This window comes from Aeromonas sp. ZOR0001, assembly GCF_000801015.1.
GTDB classification, from domain to species: Bacteria; Pseudomonadota; Gammaproteobacteria; order Enterobacterales; family Aeromonadaceae; genus Aeromonas; species Aeromonas veronii.
The window spans coordinates 1-17,663 of sequence record NZ_JRJY01000125.1; the positions used below are offsets into that span (position 1 = coordinate 1).

A 17,663-nucleotide genomic window follows, 5' to 3' on the forward strand; every position below is an offset into this window, starting at 1 on the left:
CAAGAAACCCCGCTCATCGAGCGGGGTTTTTTATTTCCTGCAATCTATTGAATCGTCTAATAATTGACCTTTTATTCTCTGTTCTCTGCCGTTTTCCCTGTTTTTCCTTCCCGATTTTCTCCGGTTCTGCCATCGCGGCTGGCGGTGGTTGCCGTTATAATGGCCGCCCTCAAGCAAGGTGGTGGTATGAAAGCAGAATATCTACAGCGATTCGGGGGCATTGCCCGTCTTTATGGTCAGAGCGCCCTGCGTTCCTTTAGCCAGGCCAAGGTCTGTGTGGTGGGGATCGGCGGTGTGGGCTCCTGGGCGGCGGAGGCGCTGGCCCGCGCCGGTATCAACCAGATCACCCTGATCGACATGGACGATATCTGCATCACCAACACCAATCGCCAGATCCACGCTATGCAGGGTACGGTCGGTCGCCTCAAGACCGAGGTGATGGCCGAGCGTATTCGCGCCATCAACCCGGATTGCGAGGTGATCGAGGTGGATGATTTCGTCACCGCCGATAACCTGGCCGAGCATATCAAGCGGGAGTTTGACTATGTGGTGGACGCCATCGACTCGGTCAAGGCCAAGGTGGCGCTGATTGCCTTCTGCAAGCGCAACAAAATCCCGGTGATCGTCGCGGGTGGTGCTGGCGGGCAGATGGATCCGACCCAAATCACCGTGGCCGATCTGGCCAAGACTATTCAAGACCCGTTGGCGGCAAAGGTGCGCTCCGACCTGCGCCGGTTGCATAACTTCAGCAAGAATCCGGCTCGCAAATTCGGAGTGGAGTGTGTCTTCTCAACCGAACAGCTGAGCTATCCGGATGGTCATGGTGGCACCTGTCAGGCCAAGGCAGCCAGCGATGGCACCATGAAGATGGATTGCGCCTCCGGCTTTGGCGCTGTGACGCCGGTGACGGCAACCTTCGGGCTGGTTGCCGCGTCCCGGGTATTGAAGAAAATTGCCGAGCGGGGTGCCCGCGCCGAGAAAGATGCCGGGAATGAAGAAGTAGGGTCGATTAGCGAAGCGTAATCGACCTCTGCACAAAGCGGATTAGACTGCCTGCTCCCGGATCGCCAGCACGATCGCTCTGAGCCCGTTACCTCGTGACGGGCTCAAGTGTTTTTCCAGCCCCAGTTCGGTGAAATACCCTTCCATATCAAAAGCCTGGATCGCCGTAGACGATTGGTGGTTGAGTGCCGCCAGCACGATGACGATAAGGCCACGCACGATGCGGGCATCGGAATCACAGGCAAAGTGCCAGCAGCCATCCTCGCTTTGTTCTCCCTTCAGCCAAGCCTGGCTTTCACACCCCTTGAGGCGGAACTCCTCCTGCTGCCATTCGCCGGGTAGCATGGGTAACAGCTTGCCGAGCTGGATGATGAGCCGGTACTGGTTCTCCCAGCCGTTGGCTGCGGCAAACTGCTGGCGGATGGTGTCGGCGTTGGGCTCAAGGCCAATCTGGGTATAGCTTGCGAGGTCACTCATTCGGTTGTCTGCCTTAGAAGAAGTCACTGAGTTTGTGCAGGGCGGCCAGCAGGGCGTCGATATCATCCCGATTGTTGTAGCAGGCCAAGGAGGCGCGCATGGTGCCGCCGATCCCGAGCGATTCCATCAGTGGCATGGCGCAGTGATGGCCGACTCGCAGGGCGATCCCCTGCATATCGAGCAGGGTGGCGGCATCTTGCGGGTGGATGTCCTCGAGCAGGAAGGAGACCGCCCCGGCGCGTTGGCCTGGTTCGCCGATCAGACGCAGCCCCGGCACCTGTTGCAGGCCAGTGACCAGATAATCTGTCAGGGTCTGCTCATGCTGGGCGAGCCATTGCCGATCTTGCGCCATCACAAAGTCGATAGCGGCGGCGAGGCCAATAGCGCCAGCAATATGGGGGGTACCCGCCTCGAACTTGAAGGGCAGGGTATTGAAGGTGGTGCCGCTGAAACTGACCCGATCGATCATCTCGCCACCTGCTTGCCAGGGCGGCATCCGCTCCAATAGCTCGGTGCGGCCCCACAACACGCCGATGCCGGTCGGGCCATAGAGCTTGTGACCGGAGAAGGCGTAGAAGTCGCAGCCGATGGCCTGCACATCCACCTCGAGATGAGCCACCGCCTGGGCGCCGTCGATCAGCGTCACGGCGCCAACCGCTTTGGCGGCCTCTACTATCCGGGTGACCGGATTGACGGTGCCGAGGGCATTGGAGACGTGGGCCACGCTCACCAGCCGGGTGCGTGCTCCCAGCATGGCGTGATAGGCGGCCAGATCGAGATCGCCCCGCTTATCGAGTGGGATAACCCGGATGACTGCGCCGGTGCGCTGGGCGACCAGCTGCCACGGGACGATATTGGCGTGGTGCTCCAGGGTGCTGAGGATGATTTCGTCCCCCGCCTTGAGCTCGCTCATCCCCCAGCTCTGGGCTACCAGATTGATCGCTTCCGTGGTGCCGCGAGTCCAGATCACTTCGTGGCTGCGGGGCGCATTGATAAAGCGGGCGACCGTCTCGCGGGCCGCTTCGAAGGCGCGGGTAGCGCGGCCACTCAGAGCGTGGGCGGCGCGGTGCACGTTGGCATTGTCGGCCCGATAGTAGTGAGCGATGGCATCCAGTACCGCTTGCGGTTTCTGGGTGGTGGCGGCGTTGTCCAGATAGACCAGAGGGTGGCCGTTTACCTCCTGCGCCAAGGCCGGAAACTGGCTGCGCAGTTGGTCATGCTGTTGCTGATTCATGCTCCCCTCACTATCTGGAAAAAGTCATCATTTCGAAGGTCGGCCATGATCCTGAAAATAGCGCCCGAACACAAGGCGCGATAAGCCGGAATGGCGGTTGCCTGCCGTGCAGCAGGTACGGCTCATCGGGTGATTTCTGGTACAATGCCGCCCCTCATCATAAGCCAAGAGATCCGGCCCATGAAGCTCAACCCCAATCAGAACGAAGCGGTCAAGTATGTCTCCGGCCCTTGCCTGGTGCTGGCGGGTGCCGGATCGGGCAAGACCCGCGTCATCACCAACAAGATTGCCTATCTGGTGCAGCTGTGCGGCTACAGTGCGCGCAACATCGCTGCGGTCACCTTTACCAACAAGGCGGCGCGGGAGATGAAGGAGCGGGTCGGCCAGACTTTGGGGCGTAAGGAGGCGCGGGGGCTGATGGTCTCCACCTTCCATACCCTGGGGCTCGATATCATTCGTCGTGAGCACAAGAGCCTGAATCTCAAGGCCAACTTCTCCCTGTTCGACGACACCGACCAGCTGGCGCTGTTGAAAGAATTGACTGAAGACGAGCTCGACAACGACAAGGACAAGCTCTCGGCCCTTATCAGCCAGATCTCCAACTGGAAGAACGACCTCATCCTGCCTGCTCGTGCCATGCGCATTGCCCGCGGGCCGGAAGAGGTGCTGATGGCCCAGCTCTATGAACGTTATCACCGGCAGATGGTGGCCTATAACGCGCTGGATTTTGACGACCTCATCGTGATGCCGACCCTGCTGCTCAAGAGCAATCAGGAGGTACGTGAGCGCTGGCAGAGCAAGATCCGCTATCTGCTGGTCGATGAGTACCAAGATACCAACACCAGCCAATACGAGCTGGTGAAGCAGATCGTCGGCGAGCGGGCACGCTTTACCGTGGTAGGGGATGATGACCAGTCCATCTACTCCTGGCGCGGTGCCAAGCCGCAGAATCTGGTGCTGCTGAGCGAGGATTTCCCCAGCCTCAAGCTGATCAAGCTGGAGCAGAACTACCGCTCCAAGCGGCGGATCCTCAAGTGCGCCAACATCCTGATCGCCAACAACCCGCACGTCTATGACAAGGCGCTCTTCTCCGAGTTGGATGAAGGGGTGAAGCTCAAGGTGCTGTTCGCCAAGAACGAGGAGCACGAAGCGGAGCGGATCGCTGCCGAGATGATGGGGCACAAGTTTATGAACCGCACCCGGTTCAAGGATTACGCCATCCTCTATCGGGGCAACCATCAGTCGCGCATCTTCGAGAAGGCGCTGATGACCAACCGGATTCCTTATCGTATCTCCGGCGGTACCTCGTTTTTCTCCCGCACCGAGATCAAGGACATCATGGCCTACCTCAAGCTGCTGGTGAATCCGGACGAGGACACCGCCTTCCTGCGGGTGGTCAACCTGCCGCGTCGCGAGATCGGCCCCACTACCCTCGAAAAACTGGGTCAGTATGCCAATCAGCGGGGCAAGAGTCTGTTTGCCGCCAGCTTCGAGCTGGGACTGGAGCAGCACCTCTCCGGCCGTGGCCTCACTGCATTACAGGCCTTCACCAACTGGCTGGTACGCCTTGGCGATCAGGCGCTGCGCGGCAATCCGGTGGAAGCGGTGCGGGACATGATCAAGGAGATCCACTACGAAGAGTGGCTCTACGAGACCTCCCCCAGCCCGAAAGCGGCCGAGATGCGGATGCAGAACGTCTCCACTCTCTATCGCTGGATCACCGAGATGCTGGAAGGGGATGAGCTGGAGGAGTCGATGACGCTGGCTCAGGTGGTCACTCGCCTCACCCTGCGCGACATGATGGAGCGCAACGAGGGGGAGGACGACGCGGATCAGGTGCAGTTGATGACGCTGCATGCTTCCAAGGGGCTGGAGTTTCCCTATGTCTACATGGTGGGGATGGAAGAGGGCTTGCTGCCCCACCAGACCAGCATCGATGAAGATAATGTGGAGGAAGAGCGACGTCTCGCCTACGTGGGGATCACCCGGGCTCAGACCGAACTGACCTTCACCCTCTGCAAGGAGCGGCGTCAGTTTGGCGAATCGGTACGGCCAGAGCCGAGCCGCTTCCTGCTGGAGCTGCCGCAGGATGACCTTGAATGGGAAAACCAGAAGAAGGTGACTGCCGAGGAGCGCCAGCAGAAGGGGCAGGTCGGTGTTGCCAACCTGCGGGCGTTGTTCAAGAAGGATTAACCCTAAGGATTGGCCGGGGTCAGTAGCGGTACTATGTCTGCTCCCGGCATGGGCGGTGAGATATAGCGCCCTTGCCCCATCCGGCAGCCGATATCAATCAGCTTCTGCAATTGCTGCTGGTTCTCGATCCCCTCGACTACCAGGGTGTAATCGAGATCCTGACAGATATCCCGCATGGCGCGGATCAGCGCCAAATCTTTGGGCGATTGCAGCATCCGCTGGGTAAAGCTGTCATCCACCTTGATGTAATCCACCGGGAAGTGGAACAGGGCGTTGAGAGAGGAGAAGCCAGTACCAAAATCATCGAGGCTGATCTGGATACCCTTGGCCCTCAGGTCATGCAGGGATGCCAGTGCATCGGAATCTTGTCGCGACAGCTCCCGCTCGTTGAATTCAAAAATTAGATAGCCGGGGGCGACCCCTTCCTCTTCGATAATTCCCATCAGCCGCATGATGTGGTCATGGTTGACCAGATGCTTGCCCGACAGATTGATGGCGACCTTGAACTTGCTCTGCCCGGAGATTGGCAGCCAGTTCTTCAGTTGCTGACAGGTGTGGCGCAGGATCTGGTAATCCAGCTCCAGAATCAGGCCGCACTGCTCCGCCAGCGGAATAAAGTCGAACGCATCCTTCAGAATCCCCTCCTCGGTCAGCCAGCGCGCCATCACCTCCAGTCCGGTCAGGCGGCTATCCTGCAGCCGGATCACCGGCTGGAAGTAGGGGACGATGCGCCCCTCCCGCAGGGCTCTGGCCAGCATCTCTTCCGGCGAATTCCAGTTCTGGTTGATGCAATCATCCGAGTAGCTGACGATGCGACTGCGACCATTGCGCTTGGCCTGATACATGGCCAAATCGGCCTGATGGAGCAGCTGGCTGATATCTGAGGTTTGCTCGGAGACGCTCGATACCCCAAGGCTGACGGTAATGCTCAACTCGTTGCCGAGTAGCCGGAACGGGTAGGAGAGACGGCTGATAATGCGGTTGAGCACCGGGCTGATGTCATCGTCGCTCTTGCTGCTGTCCAGATAGATGACGAACTCATCGCCCCCCAGTCTGGCCACCAGATCATTTTGCCGGATGCAGGTCTGCAGGCGGCGGCTCACCTCCTTGAGCAGCTGATCGCCAGCACTGTGGCCCAGGGTGTCATTGATCTGCTTAAAGTGATCCACATCGATAAAAATCACCGCGAATCCCGGCGATTTGTAGCGGTTGTAGTGGGTCATGGCATGGTTGAGGTGGTTCATCAACAGCGCGCGGTTGGGCAGCTGGGTCAGCGGGTCGTGAAGCGCATCGAATTGCAACCGCCGTTCCAGCTCCTGATGCTGCTTGAGCTGCTTTTGCAGCCTGAGGTTGGTCTGACGCAGCTGTTGCAGCCGCTGGTTGATGGAGTCTTCGGTATTGATGTCGTTGAGCTGCTGGCGGATCCGTCTCAGCTCCAGCAGCAGGGTGAGCTGGCCACGCAGAAAGTCGAGAAACAGCTTGTCGTCGGTCTCCAGCGGTTGAGCCGTGCTGATGATGAAGTGGGCGAAGTACTGTTGTTGCAGCCGCAGCGGCATGCTGTGCCAGTAGCGGGACTCCCTGCTCACCTCGATATTGCTGGTGCTGTGGCACAAGCCGCTGATGAACTCGTCTCCCTGATGGGGATGGGCGGGGTAGATCTTTTCCAGCTTCTGACTGGTTAGCCTGACCAGCAGCATGTCCTCGATGGTGAGCATCTGGCGCAGTACCGCTTCCAGCTGGGAGAAGAGCGCCTGGGCCGGCAGGGTATTGGCGAGCCGCATGATGCGGCTGATGCTCTCGATTTTCTTTTTCCAGTTCGGGTCTTTGCGGATCAGCGGCGAAGGGAGCTCGGTGAGATGGGAGCCCGCCTGGGTTTCGGTCAGCCGTTTGGCCAGACACTCCAGCAGTAGACGCAGGGTCGGCAGGTCGGCTGGTGTGCCACGCGCCAGCAACCACTGTATCTGGCCATGCTCAATGGGGAAGACGCACCACCCTTCGGCCTCATCCAGCTGGGTGAGTTGATCGGTGATGCGGGACTGCTCACGGCCCAGCTGTTGCTTGAAGATGTCGCTGACCTTGTAGGCGTAAAGCCAGTTCAGGCCGGTATCGGAGAGGCCCAGCATGCCGAAATGTTGCAGCGGGCAGAGTTGGTCAATCTGCTGGATCAGGGCATCGTAATCGTCAGGCGTGGCGGTTTGTGGCGCCGAGAAGTCCATAATGGCAGATACCAACGCCAACAGAGGAGTTGAGTAGTGGGGTTCGATGGATTGGGCCGACATGTGCAACTCCCGATATGTCTACCTTACAAGAGTAGTCGGAAGCCGATAGATTGAAAGGGCCGCAATTGCGGCCCTTTCAAATACTTACAGCTTGTCGATCATGTAGTGGATGGCGTTTTCAATCTCTTCATCACTACAGTTCGCACAGGTGCCGCGCGGAGGCATCATGCCGGACTTGCCGGTAAAGCCTTCAATGGCATGTTTCTTGAGAGTATCAATGCCCTGGGCGATGCGAGGATCCCAGGCTGCCTTGTCACCCCGTTTGGGGGCACCGGCGGCGCCGGTGTCGTGACAGGCAAAGCAGGCGCCCTTGTATACCGTTTCGCCATCGCGGGGACCGGAAGAGGCGGCCGCCGTCGGTGCAGCACTCGCGCCGGCAATACCTTCCAGATCCTTGGCGGTATAGACCTGACCGATTGGTTTGATCCGCTCGGCAATGGCTTCCGGTGACATCTCATCGGCAGCAAGCACTGCCCCAGACAAGCTGGCGGCCGTCATCCCGACAGCCAGCAAATAGCTCAGTTTTTTCAACACGCTCATATACTCCCAGCAGTCTTTTATTATCCATGTAAACGACGGGATTATAACCGAATAGTTACAGCCATTTAAACGCTTGTGTGTGAAGTGTTAAACACTCTGCGTACAAAGTTTTGGGCGATATCACGGCAATTCGGGTGGTGGAGATAAAAAGAAACCCGGCATTCGCCGGGTTTCGGGTACCCAATGGGTGAAATGGGTTATTTGTCCCAGCTCAGGATCACCTTGCCGGAGTGGCCGGAGCGCATCGCATCGAACCCCTGCTGGAATTCGTCGATGTGGAATCTGTGGGTGATGATGGGGGAGAGATCCAGCCCGGACTGGATCAGGCTGGCCATTTTGTACCAGGTCTCGAACATCTCGCGGCCATAGATCCCTTTGATAAACAGCCCCTTGAAGATCACCTTGTTCCAATCGATGGCCATGGTGGAGGGGGGGATGCCGAGCATGGCGATCTTGCCGCCGTGGTTCATCTTGTCGAGCATCTCCTGGAAGGCGCTCGGGACGCCGGACATCTCCAGCCCCACATCGAAGCCTTCGGTCATGCCCAGCTCGCTCATCACGTCGGCCAGCTTCTCCTTGGCCACGTTGACCGCGCGGGTGGCGCCCATCTTGCGGGCTAGCTCCAGCCGGTATTCGTTGACATCGGTGATCACCACGTGGCGCGCACCCACATGGCGGCAGACGGCGGCAGCCATGATGCCGATGGGGCCCGCACCAGTGATGAGCACATCTTCACCCACCAGATCGAAGGAGAGGACGGTGTGCACCGCATTGCCGAACGGGTCGAAGATGGCGGCCAGCTCGTCCGGGATGTTGTCCGGCAGCTTGAAGGCGTTGAATGCGGGGATCACCAGATACTCGGCAAAGGCGCCCGGGCGGTTGACGCCAACGCCAATGGTGTTGCGGCAGAGGTGAGTGCGCCCGGCGCGGCAGTTGCGACAATGACCGCAGGTGATGTGCCCTTCGCCGGAGACCCGATCGCCGATGGCGAAGCCGCGCACCTCCTGACCGATGGCGACCACTTCCCCAACATATTCGTGGCCGACCACCATGGGTACCGGAATGGTCTTCTGGGACCACTCGTCCCAGTTGTAGATGTGGATATCGGTGCCGCAGATGGCGGTTTTGCGGATCTTGATCAGCAGGTCGTTGTGGCCGAGCTCGGGGGCCGGCACATCCGTCATCCAGATGCCGACCTCTTTGTGCAGTTTGGAGAGTGCTTTCATGGCTGTTCCTTCAATATGAATGCAGAAAAAAGGGGCTGAGCCCCTTGATTCAAATCAGATAACGCCGAGTTCACGGCCGATGCGGATAAAGGCGTCGATCGCCTTGTCCAGCTGCTCGCGGGTGTGGGCGGCAGACATCTGGGTGCGAATGCGCGCCTGACCCTTGGGCACGACCGGGAAGGAGAAACCCACCACATAGATGCCGGCAGCCAGCATGCGGCTCGCCATTTCGGAGGCTAGCTTGGCATCCCCCAGCATCACCGGAATGATGGCGTGGTCGGCGCCAGCCAGAGTGAAGCCAGCGGCGCTCATCCGCTCGCGGAAGTAACGGCTGTTCTCTTTCAGACGGGCGCGCAGGTCGTGACCTTCCGCCAGCATGTCGATCACCTTGATGGTGGCGGCGACAATAGAGGGGGCCAGCGAGTTGGAGAAGAGGTACGGGCGGGAGCGCTGACGCAGCCAGTCGATCACCTCTTTCTTGCCGGAGGTATAGCCGCCGGATGCGCCGCCGAGCGCCTTGCCCAGAGTGCCGGTGATGATGTCGACCCGATCCATCACGCCGCAATATTCGTGGGTGCCGCGACCGTTTTCGCCGATAAAGCCGACCGCGTGGGAGTCATCCACCATCACCAGCGCATCGTATTTGTCCGCCAGATCGCAGATGGATTTGAGGTCGGCGATGACCCCATCCATGGAGAAGACGCCGTCGGTGGCGATCAGCTTGAAGCGGGCTCCATCGGCGTCAGCCTGCTTGAGCTGGGCTTCCAGCTCGGCCATGTCGTTGTTGGCGTAGCGATAGCGCTTGGCCTTGCACAGCCGCACGCCGTCGATGATGGAGGCGTGGTTGAGGGCATCGGAGATGATGGCATCTTCGGCGCCGAAAAGGGTCTCGAACAGGCCGCCGTTGGCATCGAAACAGGAGGAGTAGAGGATGGTGTCTTCGGTGCCGAGGAAGGCAGACATCTTCTGCTCCAGCGCTTTGTGCTGATCCTGGGTGCCACAGATGAAGCGCACCGAGGCCATGCCGAAGCCGTGGCTGTCGAGTCCCAGATGGGCGGCAGCGATCAGATCCGGGTGGTTGGCCAATCCCAGATAGTTGTTGGCACAGAAGTTCAGTACCTGCTCACCGCCGACGGCGATGCTGGCCTGCTGGGCGGAGGTGATGATGCGCTCCTGCTTGTACAACCCTTCAGCTTGCACCTGGTTCAGTTGCTCAGTCAGGTGACGATAGAATCCGTTAGACATCCTCGATCCTTATTGGCTATTTCAGCTGCGTATCAACAGAGGGCGACATTTTACTGCAATCTGTTGCGGCTAATTCAAATGATTGTGCTGATATTCAACAAATGTGAAACAGATCTCACCCAGCTGGTTGGGCCAGTTGACGGTAATGCTGTTCCAGCTGCTGGATTTGTCCGGCCACCTGAGGTTGCACATAGGGGCGCAGCAGGAACAGCACCTTTAATACGCCCTGATAGAGCAGCGGTTTGGTGATGCGGGTGTTGGGGGCCTGGGCAATCTGGAACGGGATCCAGCAGGTCACCACCATCTTGATGGTCTGGCCCAGATCCGGCAGGTCTTCATCGCTGACATCGATGATGCCCCCTTCGCGCAGGCTTCTGAGCAGGGCGACCACGGAGGAGCGCATCTGCTCCTGAGCCTTGAGGTACTTCTGTTGCAGCGGTTCGTCACGGCTCAGGATGTCCGGCAGGTTGGCGTAGAAGAAGCGGAACTGCCACATCAGATAGAAGATGGCATCCAGATAGCCCATCAGATCCTGCAGGGTGATCTCACGGTTGCGGGTCGGCACGAAGCTCTCGCTCAGGTGTCGGGCATACTGGTCGAAGATGGAGTGGATGATGTCTTCTTTATTGCGGAAGTGGTAGTAGAGGTTGCCCGGGCTGATACCCATGTGCGCCGCAATATGGTTGGTGGTGATGTTGCGTTCACCCTGATCGTTGAACAGCTCGGTCGCGCTGTGAATGATCCTGTCTCTGGTTTTCATCACTCATTCCTCCAACAGGCTCCGCTCGGGGCAGTTTTGAACAAGGTCGAATCCCCGGACGGCCCGTGATAAACTTTTCGGCAATTTCAAATTGGCTCACTATACACAGCTTTAACAAGCAGTCACATGTAGCCATCAACGTACGAGAGGCAAACTCCATGATCGTAGTAACTGGCGGTGCTGGCTTTATCGGCAGCAATCTGGTCAAGCAGCTGAACGCTCAAGGACGGACCGATATCGTGGTCATTGATGACCTGACCGACGGCACCAAGTTCGTCAACCTGGTCGATCTGACCATCGCTGATTACATGGACAAGGACGAGTTTCAGGCTCGCATCGTCTCCGGCGACGAGTTTGAAGAGTGGGACAACGGCATCGAGGTGATCTTCCACGAAGGTGCCTGCTCTGCCACCACCGAGTGGAACGGCAAGTTCATCATGGAGGTCAACTACGAGTACTCCAAGGATCTGTTCCACTACTGCATCGAGCGCGAAATTCCGTTTATCTACGCCTCTTCTGCCGCGACCTACGGTGGCCGCAACGACAATTTCATCGAAGATCCCAAGTTCGAACAGCCGCTCAACGTCTACGGCTACTCCAAGCAGCTGTTTGACCAGTACGTGCGCCGCTGGATGCCGGAGATCAACTCTCAGGTTGTTGGCCTCAAGTACTTCAACGTCTACGGCCCGCGCGAACAGCACAAAGGCTCCATGGCTTCCGTCGCCTTCCACCTCAATACCCAGGTGAAGAAGGGCGAGAATCCCAAGCTGTTCGAAGGTTGCGATGGCTTCCCGAACGGTGGCCAGATGCGTGACTTCATCTATATTGACGATGTCTGCAAGGTAAACCTCTGGTTCTGGCAGAACCCGCAGCACTCCGGCATCTTCAACTGTGGTACCGGCCGTGCCGAGCCGTTCCAGAACGTGGCCGAAGCGGTGATCAAGCATCATCAGAAGGGTTCCATCGAGTACATTCCCTTCCCGGATCACCTCAAGGGTCGCTACCAGAGCTTCACCCAGGCTGACATGACCAAGCTGCGCAGCGTGGGTTATGACGCCGAGTTCAAAACCGTTGCCGAAGGGGTAGCGGATTACATGGCTTGGCTCAACCGCTAACGGGTGAGCACAACGCGGCAGTTTGAGCGCAAAACCGGAAGTGGGCACTCGCCTGCTTCCGGTTTCTGGTCTCTGTAGCTGCTTGCCGTTCCTCTCTTCTCTACCGGGTAACCGCGCGATGAATATATTGATGGCACTCTCCCAGCTCGAGGTAACGGGAGCTGAGGTCTATGCCACCACGGTCGGTAACGAACTGACCCGGCGTGGTCACAACGTCTTTTATGTGTCAGATACCCTGACCAAGCCGACCCTTGGCCCCGTCTTCAAGCTTCGATTCAACAAGCGCAGCATCTTGCGCCGTTTCTGGCACGTCTTTTACCTTATCTATTTCATCAAAAAGCACCATATCCAGTTGGTGCATGCTCACTCCCGCGCTTCCGGCTGGAGCAGCTATGTGGCTTGCAAGCTGACTGGCACCCCGATGATCACCACGGTGCATGGTCGCCAGCCGGTGCACGCTTCGCGCAAGGCGTTCCATGCACTCGGCTATCGGGCGGTTGCCGTTTGTGAAGATATTGCCCATCAGATAGTCGACAATCTGGGAGTGGATCCCGCGATTGTGCAGGTGCTGCGCAACGGTATCGAAACCGACAAATTCCAGCCTGTGCCTGCGCCGGATAATCCAAAGCCGGTGATTGCCATCATTGGCCGTTTGAGCGGCCCCAAAGGGGAGCTTTGCTACCGCCTGCTCGACGAAGTACTCGATCTGGATGCCTGCAAGGTGCGGATTGTCAGCGGTACCAAGGTACCGGAGCGCTTTGCCCGTTTCGAAGGCCGTGCCGAGTTTGTTGGGTACGTCGATGATGTTCCCGCTCTGCTGGCTGGCAGCGATTTGGTGATAGGTGCCGGTCGGGTGGCGATGGAAGCACTGCTCTGTGGTCGGCCCGCCTTTGCCATTGGTGAAGCCAGGGCCATTGGTCTGGTGACCGAACAGAATCTGGACGAGGCGCTGGCGAGTAATTTTGGCGATATCGGCCCCAAGGATCTGGCTATCGATTTTGCTGCCCTGAAGGGAGAAATCGAGACCGCCTTGGCCAGCAAGACGGTGCCGGAAGTCATTCGCCAACGCATTCAGGATGAGTATGGCTTGCAGGGGGTAGTATCTGGTCTCGAAACCATCTATCAGGATGCCGTAGTCGAAACCCTGCGCCGCGAGATGCCCGTCATCATGTACCACCGTTTTATCGAGCAGGATAGCGAGAAAGGAGTGCATGGCACCTGGATGCCGATCACCATGTTCGAGAAGCATCTGCGACTGATGAAGTGGCTCGGCTACGAAACCCTGACTTTCCGCGATTTGGCGGACAAAGGCTTTATCCACCGTCTGCAATACGGCAAGAAGTACCTGATGATCACTGCCGATGACGGCTATCAGGACAACCTGACCCGCATGCTGCCGCTGCTGGAAAAATATGGTTATAAAGCCGTGGTGTACGTGGTCACCGGTGAAGGCTATAACCGTTGGGATGTGGAGCATCCGACCAATCCGGACACCAAGGTCTCATTAATGAGTGGTGAGCAGGTCAAGGCGCTGGCCGCCAGCGGTCATGTGGAAATTGGTGGTCATACCCTGACCCATCCCCGCTTGAGTCAACTTACTGCCGAACAACAAGTCCATGAAATTCAGGAGAATAAACGCCAACTGGAGGCCCTGCTTGGCCATCCGCTACTCTCGTTTGCCTACCCTTACGGAGATCTGAACGAGAGTGCCAAGGAACAGGCTATCACCGCCGGGTATCGTTTTGCCGTCGCTACCAATAGCGGCCCCAAAGCGATGCATCAGGACCCCTACCAGATCCGCCGGATTGCAATCTTCCCCCGTACTGACGTGTTTGGGTTATGGCGCAAGATCCGCGGGAATTATGTGTTTAGGAAGTAAGGTATGATAAATTTTCTTAAGCTATATGCACGTAATAAGGTGAGATGCCAATCTGGAAATACCATAGAGATTCTTGGTTCTGTCAGGGTCAGAAAGTGTCAAATAAAAATAAAAGGTTCTGGGAATAAATTAATACTACATTCCGGTGCCAATATAAAAAATACCATTATTGAGATTGATGGTAATGATTGTGAGCTATCAATCGGTCGTGACTGTGTAATTGGTGAGGGATGCTATCTCTCATGCCGGGAGAGAAATATAGTATTAAACATAGGTGACCACTGCATGTTCTCTCGCAATGTTAGGGTTATGACATCTGATGGTCATGATATTTTGAAAAATCATATACGTATCAATCCCGCGAAAAATATAAAAATTGGATCACATGTTTGGTTAGCTGATGGAGTTACAGTCTTAAAGGGTGCTACCATTGGTAATGGTTCCATAGTTGGAGTGGGCGCATTGTTAACATCATCTATGCCATCAAATTCTATTTCTGTGGGTATTCCAGCGAAAATAGTAAAAGAGAATATCACGTGGCAGGAAGATATTACTTTTTAGGAAACGTTCATGAAAGTCTACGTAATTAGCCTCGTTCGGTCTAAATATCGTCGCCAACGAATCACTGAGCAAATGGCATCTTATGGTATTGAATTTGAATTTTTTGATGCAGTAGATGGAAAACTTGAAAATCCACTTTTTACTGATTATAACTATAAAAAATGCCTTTGGCTCACCAGTGGGAAAATGCCAACGCGTGGTGAAATGGGGTGTTATGGTAGTCACTATTTACTATGGCTGAGGTGTGTCTCGCTCAATCAACCCATTGTGGTTCTTGAAGATGATGTCATTTTAAGTGAGTCATTCAAAGATTTTATTAAAAGAATAAGAGAGGATGTGGAACAATATGGTTTTGTTCGTTTGGAACCAGTGGTGAGAGGTAGGCTACATACTGTTATTGACAAGGATGAGTATAAAATATCCCTAATGGAGGATAACTTTGGTGGCGCTAGAGGATACGCTATATCGCCAAATTCTGCATCGAAGCTCATTAAGCATAGATGGTCTGTGCCAGTAGATTGTTTTATCGGTTTACAATATTTACATGGAATGAAATCATTCGTTATTTTCCCATCAATTATAACTCATAATGAAAAAATGGAAACAACAGTACAAACTGGATTTTCCCTGACCCATTGGTATAGAAAACCGACCAGAGAGCTTTATTCTCTTTATAAAAAAATAAGAATAAAGATAGCATTTATTATAGCAATATGGAGTCTTGGTAAGTGAAAATAAAACCCTCATTATATTGGTGTTTTGATTTTTATCATATGTTACCAATGCTCATACTGTCCTGCCTCACATTCACCACCTTTGATGGAAAACATTACATATCAAGGCTTGTTGTTGTTATGTTTGTTATTTCGTGTGTTTTTTGTAGAAATACGATAATAAATAACATTAAGAAAGCTGAGGTCAGGAGAATACTGTTTTTTGGGTTTTCTGTTGTAGTGTTTTTTTCACTTTACAGTATCTTTAGAGGTGAGCAGTTTAGTATGCCACGAACCATACTAGTGTCTCTCCTATACATAGTAATTGTCCCTTGGCAAATGATTTCACTCAATATAGTAAGGCTATCTATTGTATTGGGTGGTGTTGCTGCTGGTATTTTGGGTGTGTATGAGTATGCTATTCTTGATATTTCTAGAATTGGAGGTGTTGTCAACCAGATACCTTTTACATTGTATGTCGCAATTACATGTGTGATTTCAATTGCTACATACCTGCAGTGTGATAATAAGTATTTGAAAGTATTATCTGTTGTTTCTATTTTGGGCTCAGTATTTGCCATTATAATGACTGAAGTGCGTGGAGTATGGTTGTCAATCATTCTCACAATAATATCTCTTGTGTTATTTCAATTGAAAAGATTTGGGGCTCGTCGTATTTCGTTGATAACGGCTGCTACATTAATTGTCCTTTTTTCATTTTATACAATCCCTGAGTTATCACAAAGAGTGAATGTCACAAAGCAGGAGTTTGTACAAATATCTAAAGGTAACATGGATACCTCAATAGGCCTCCGCTTTCAATTATGGCACTCGGCAATAGAAATAATAAAAGACCATCCATTAATGGGCGTGGGCACGAAAAAATATCCTGATTTAATGGTGCGGCAATATCAGCAAGGTATGATATCCGAGCTTGCGCTTTCATTTAAGGATGCACATTTTCATAATCAATACCTAGATAGCTATGTTCGCTATGGACTAATTGGTGTGTTAGCCATTATTGCTATTTTTCTATCACCATTGTTTTTATATGGAAAGTTAGATGTTGGTGTTAAAAATATTTGTTTGGCGATAGCCCTTATTTGTATTTTTGCTGCACTGACAGATGTTCCGTTGATTCATACAGGAATAATCTATATATTAATTATATATCCAGCGGCAATATTTTTATCTTGTTCAAACAATGCGTCAGGTGAGGTTTTAAATTATACATGAATAAATAATGTTCGATTAGGCATTATTAGCTGATATGGTAGTGACCTTAATTGCTACTTTTCATTCATCGAAGTGTTGAAATTATATTAATCATGAGTTTAAATCAAAAAAGAATATATGGAATTGATGGTCTGAGGTTTATTTCTGCAATATCAGTTGTGCTTTTTCATTATCTCAGTTATTCCGTTGATAAAACATTTTTGGAGGTTTTTAAAAAGTCTGATTTTGGCTGGTTAATATCCATTTCTAATTATGGTTTTTTGGGGGTGGAGTTGTTCTTTATGATAAGTGGATTTGTTATTTTATATAGTGCCAAAGGAAAGTCATGGCAGGGTTTTGCTCGTTCGAGATTTTTAAGAATATATCCAATGTTATGGTTGACCGCGTCAATAACTTTTGTCTGTCTTGTTTTTCTTGGTGCAACAAATAAAGAGCCATCATTGTGGCAATACCTAACAAATCTTACACTGATGCATCGATTTATATTCAATCAACCGCATTTGGATGGCGTATATTGGACGTTAACTGTTGAGCTTAGATTCTATCTGATAATTGGTATTTTGATAGCATATAATTTGCTGACAGAGAAGAACATAAAATTGATAATGTTTCTATGGGCCGTTACCGGATTGATATATCTTTCTTTAGGGAAGAATGGAAATTTTATTACAAGTGGTACCTATTTTGCTGCCGGGGTTGGTTTTTATTATATCTGGAGTGGCGGGAGAACAATATATAACATTGGGTATATGCTTCTGACATTTATTATTAGTTCAATTTCAGTAGTCTTATCTCATGCATCAGAAGGTTTGTCACATGGTGTTCTCGTGATATTGATGTGTTCATTTTTTTGTATTTTCTATTTATTGGTTAATGGTTGGACACCTCCAATATCTAAAAAAATTATGACATGGTTGGGGGGGCTAACATACCCGCTATATTTACTGCATCAAGAGATTGGTTATTCATTGCTTCAATATATCAATAATGGTACAGGGTATATATACTATGCATTATTTTTGGTACTATTAATGTCACTTTTATCATGGGGTATATATTATTTGGTAGAACCTAGGTTAAATAAATATATTGATTTTACTTTGGGTCTTTTAGTAAGGAAATTTCGTGCTTCTAGTTTAACGATGAAGTGTTGAGCATGATTTTTTGAATGGATTTGTATATATTTATGATGGCTGTTATTTT

15 protein-coding genes are annotated in these 17,663 nt (G+C 53.2%); 8 read left to right on the plus strand and 7 right to left on the minus strand.

All coding sequences use genetic code 11. From position 1 onward, the window contains the following. The first annotated feature begins 186 nt into the window (after positions 1-186). Positions 187-1,023, plus strand: coding sequence for a tRNA cyclic N6-threonylcarbamoyladenosine(37) synthase TcdA (gene tcdA, locus L972_RS16125; protein ID WP_047439522.1), 837 nt, complete (start codon positions 187-189; stop codon positions 1,021-1,023). Between the two features lie 21 nt (positions 1,024-1,044). Here the strand turns inward: tcdA and L972_RS16130 are convergent, their stop codons facing one another. Both L972_RS16130 and L972_RS16135 read right to left on the minus strand, forming a co-directional pair. After that, the gene (locus L972_RS16130) at positions 1,045-1,479 is read right to left on the minus strand and encodes a SufE family protein (protein ID WP_047439524.1); all 435 of its coding nucleotides are present in this window, start codon (positions 1,477-1,479) and stop codon (positions 1,045-1,047) included. Positions 1,480-1,492: 13 nt separating this feature from the next. Beyond that, positions 1,493-2,713, minus strand: a complete 1,221-nt coding sequence (locus L972_RS16135) for an aminotransferase class V-fold PLP-dependent enzyme (protein WP_047439526.1) — start codon at positions 2,711-2,713, stop codon at positions 1,493-1,495. A 180-nt stretch (positions 2,714-2,893) separates the two neighbouring features. Here L972_RS16135 and rep point away from each other — a divergent pair, with 180 nt between their 5' ends. After that, complete coding sequence (gene rep / locus L972_RS16140; protein WP_047439528.1) at positions 2,894-4,906, plus strand: DNA helicase Rep; 2,013 nt, start codon at positions 2,894-2,896, stop codon at positions 4,904-4,906. A gap of 2 nt (positions 4,907-4,908) precedes the next feature. Here rep and L972_RS16145 read toward each other — a convergent pair whose 3' ends face one another. The 5 genes from L972_RS16145 to L972_RS16165 form a co-directional block, all read right to left on the minus strand. Beyond that, positions 4,909-7,185 (minus strand): putative bifunctional diguanylate cyclase/phosphodiesterase, encoded by a 2,277-nt coding sequence (locus L972_RS16145; RefSeq protein ID WP_047439530.1) that lies wholly within the window; start codon positions 7,183-7,185, stop codon positions 4,909-4,911. An 84-nt stretch (positions 7,186-7,269) separates the two neighbouring features. Next, positions 7,270-7,725: a c-type cytochrome gene (locus tag L972_RS16150; protein WP_041234042.1), complete on the minus strand. Its 456-nt coding sequence runs from the start codon at positions 7,723-7,725 to the stop codon at positions 7,270-7,272. 197 nt (positions 7,726-7,922) lie between these two features. Continuing rightward, on the minus strand, positions 7,923-8,951 hold the full coding sequence (gene tdh, locus L972_RS16155) for an L-threonine 3-dehydrogenase (RefSeq protein ID WP_047439533.1): 1,029 nt from the start codon (positions 8,949-8,951) through the stop codon (positions 7,923-7,925). A gap of 54 nt (positions 8,952-9,005) precedes the next feature. Then, positions 9,006-10,196 (minus strand): glycine C-acetyltransferase, encoded by a 1,191-nt coding sequence (locus L972_RS16160; RefSeq protein WP_047439535.1) that lies wholly within the window; start codon positions 10,194-10,196, stop codon positions 9,006-9,008. 115 nt (positions 10,197-10,311) lie between these two features. Continuing rightward, entirely contained in the window at positions 10,312-10,956 is a 645-nt protein-coding gene (locus tag L972_RS16165) for a TetR/AcrR family transcriptional regulator (RefSeq protein WP_005340848.1), read from the minus strand. A 158-nt stretch (positions 10,957-11,114) separates the two neighbouring features. Here L972_RS16165 and rfaD point away from each other — a divergent pair, with 158 nt between their 5' ends. The 6 genes from rfaD to L972_RS21045 all read left to right on the plus strand — a co-directional run bounded on the left by rfaD (position 11,115) and on the right by L972_RS21045 (position 17,614). Then, positions 11,115-12,071 (plus strand): ADP-glyceromanno-heptose 6-epimerase, encoded by a 957-nt coding sequence (gene rfaD, locus L972_RS16170; RefSeq protein ID WP_040069912.1) that lies wholly within the window; start codon positions 11,115-11,117, stop codon positions 12,069-12,071. Between the two features lie 118 nt (positions 12,072-12,189). After that, a complete protein-coding gene (locus L972_RS16175; protein WP_047439537.1) occupies positions 12,190-13,950 on the plus strand; it encodes a polysaccharide deacetylase family protein in 1,761 nt (586 codons plus the stop codon). 3 nt (positions 13,951-13,953) lie between these two features. Further along, positions 13,954-14,511 (plus strand): acyltransferase, encoded by a 558-nt coding sequence (locus L972_RS20395; RefSeq protein ID WP_052200074.1) that lies wholly within the window; start codon positions 13,954-13,956, stop codon positions 14,509-14,511. A gap of 9 nt (positions 14,512-14,520) precedes the next feature. Beyond that, positions 14,521-15,243 (plus strand): glycosyltransferase family 25 protein, encoded by a 723-nt coding sequence (locus tag L972_RS20400; protein WP_052200075.1) that lies wholly within the window; start codon positions 14,521-14,523, stop codon positions 15,241-15,243. Beyond that, complete coding sequence (locus L972_RS21040; protein WP_081990742.1) at positions 15,240-16,460, plus strand: O-antigen ligase family protein; 1,221 nt, start codon at positions 15,240-15,242, stop codon at positions 16,458-16,460. The genes L972_RS20400 and L972_RS21040 overlap by 4 nt, the downstream gene beginning before the upstream one ends. A gap of 92 nt (positions 16,461-16,552) precedes the next feature. Next, positions 16,553-17,614, plus strand: a complete 1,062-nt coding sequence (locus tag L972_RS21045; protein ID WP_139714658.1) for an acyltransferase family protein — start codon at positions 16,553-16,555, stop codon at positions 17,612-17,614. The last annotated feature ends 49 nt before the right edge of the window (positions 17,615-17,663 follow it).

What these genes read in the sequence shown, in the direction of transcription:
- tcdA (WP_047439522.1), top strand. Translation starts at nt 187, where the DNA reads ATGAAAGCAGAATATCTACAGCGATTCGGGGGCATTGCCCGTCTTTAT.
- L972_RS16130 (WP_047439524.1), bottom strand. Translation starts at nt 1,479, where the DNA reads ATGAGTGACCTCGCAAGCTATACCCAGATTGGCCTTGAGCCCAACGCC.
- L972_RS16135 (WP_047439526.1), bottom strand. Translation starts at nt 2,713, where the DNA reads ATGAATCAGCAACAGCATGACCAACTGCGCAGCCAGTTTCCGGCCTTG.
- rep (WP_047439528.1), top strand. Translation starts at nt 2,894, where the DNA reads ATGAAGCTCAACCCCAATCAGAACGAAGCGGTCAAGTATGTCTCCGGC.
- L972_RS16145 (WP_047439530.1), bottom strand. Translation starts at nt 7,185, where the DNA reads ATGTCGGCCCAATCCATCGAACCCCACTACTCAACTCCTCTGTTGGCG.
- L972_RS16150 (WP_041234042.1), bottom strand. Translation starts at nt 7,725, where the DNA reads ATGAGCGTGTTGAAAAAACTGAGCTATTTGCTGGCTGTCGGGATGACG.
- tdh (WP_047439533.1), bottom strand. Translation starts at nt 8,951, where the DNA reads ATGAAAGCACTCTCCAAACTGCACAAAGAGGTCGGCATCTGGATGACG.
- L972_RS16160 (WP_047439535.1), bottom strand. Translation starts at nt 10,196, where the DNA reads ATGTCTAACGGATTCTATCGTCACCTGACTGAGCAACTGAACCAGGTG.
- L972_RS16165 (WP_005340848.1), bottom strand. Translation starts at nt 10,956, where the DNA reads ATGAAAACCAGAGACAGGATCATTCACAGCGCGACCGAGCTGTTCAAC.
- rfaD (WP_040069912.1), top strand. Translation starts at nt 11,115, where the DNA reads ATGATCGTAGTAACTGGCGGTGCTGGCTTTATCGGCAGCAATCTGGTC.
- L972_RS16175 (WP_047439537.1), top strand. Translation starts at nt 12,190, where the DNA reads ATGAATATATTGATGGCACTCTCCCAGCTCGAGGTAACGGGAGCTGAG.
- L972_RS20395 (WP_052200074.1), top strand. Translation starts at nt 13,954, where the DNA reads ATGATAAATTTTCTTAAGCTATATGCACGTAATAAGGTGAGATGCCAA.
- L972_RS20400 (WP_052200075.1), top strand. Translation starts at nt 14,521, where the DNA reads ATGAAAGTCTACGTAATTAGCCTCGTTCGGTCTAAATATCGTCGCCAA.
- L972_RS21045 (WP_139714658.1), top strand. Translation starts at nt 16,553, where the DNA reads ATGAGTTTAAATCAAAAAAGAATATATGGAATTGATGGTCTGAGGTTT.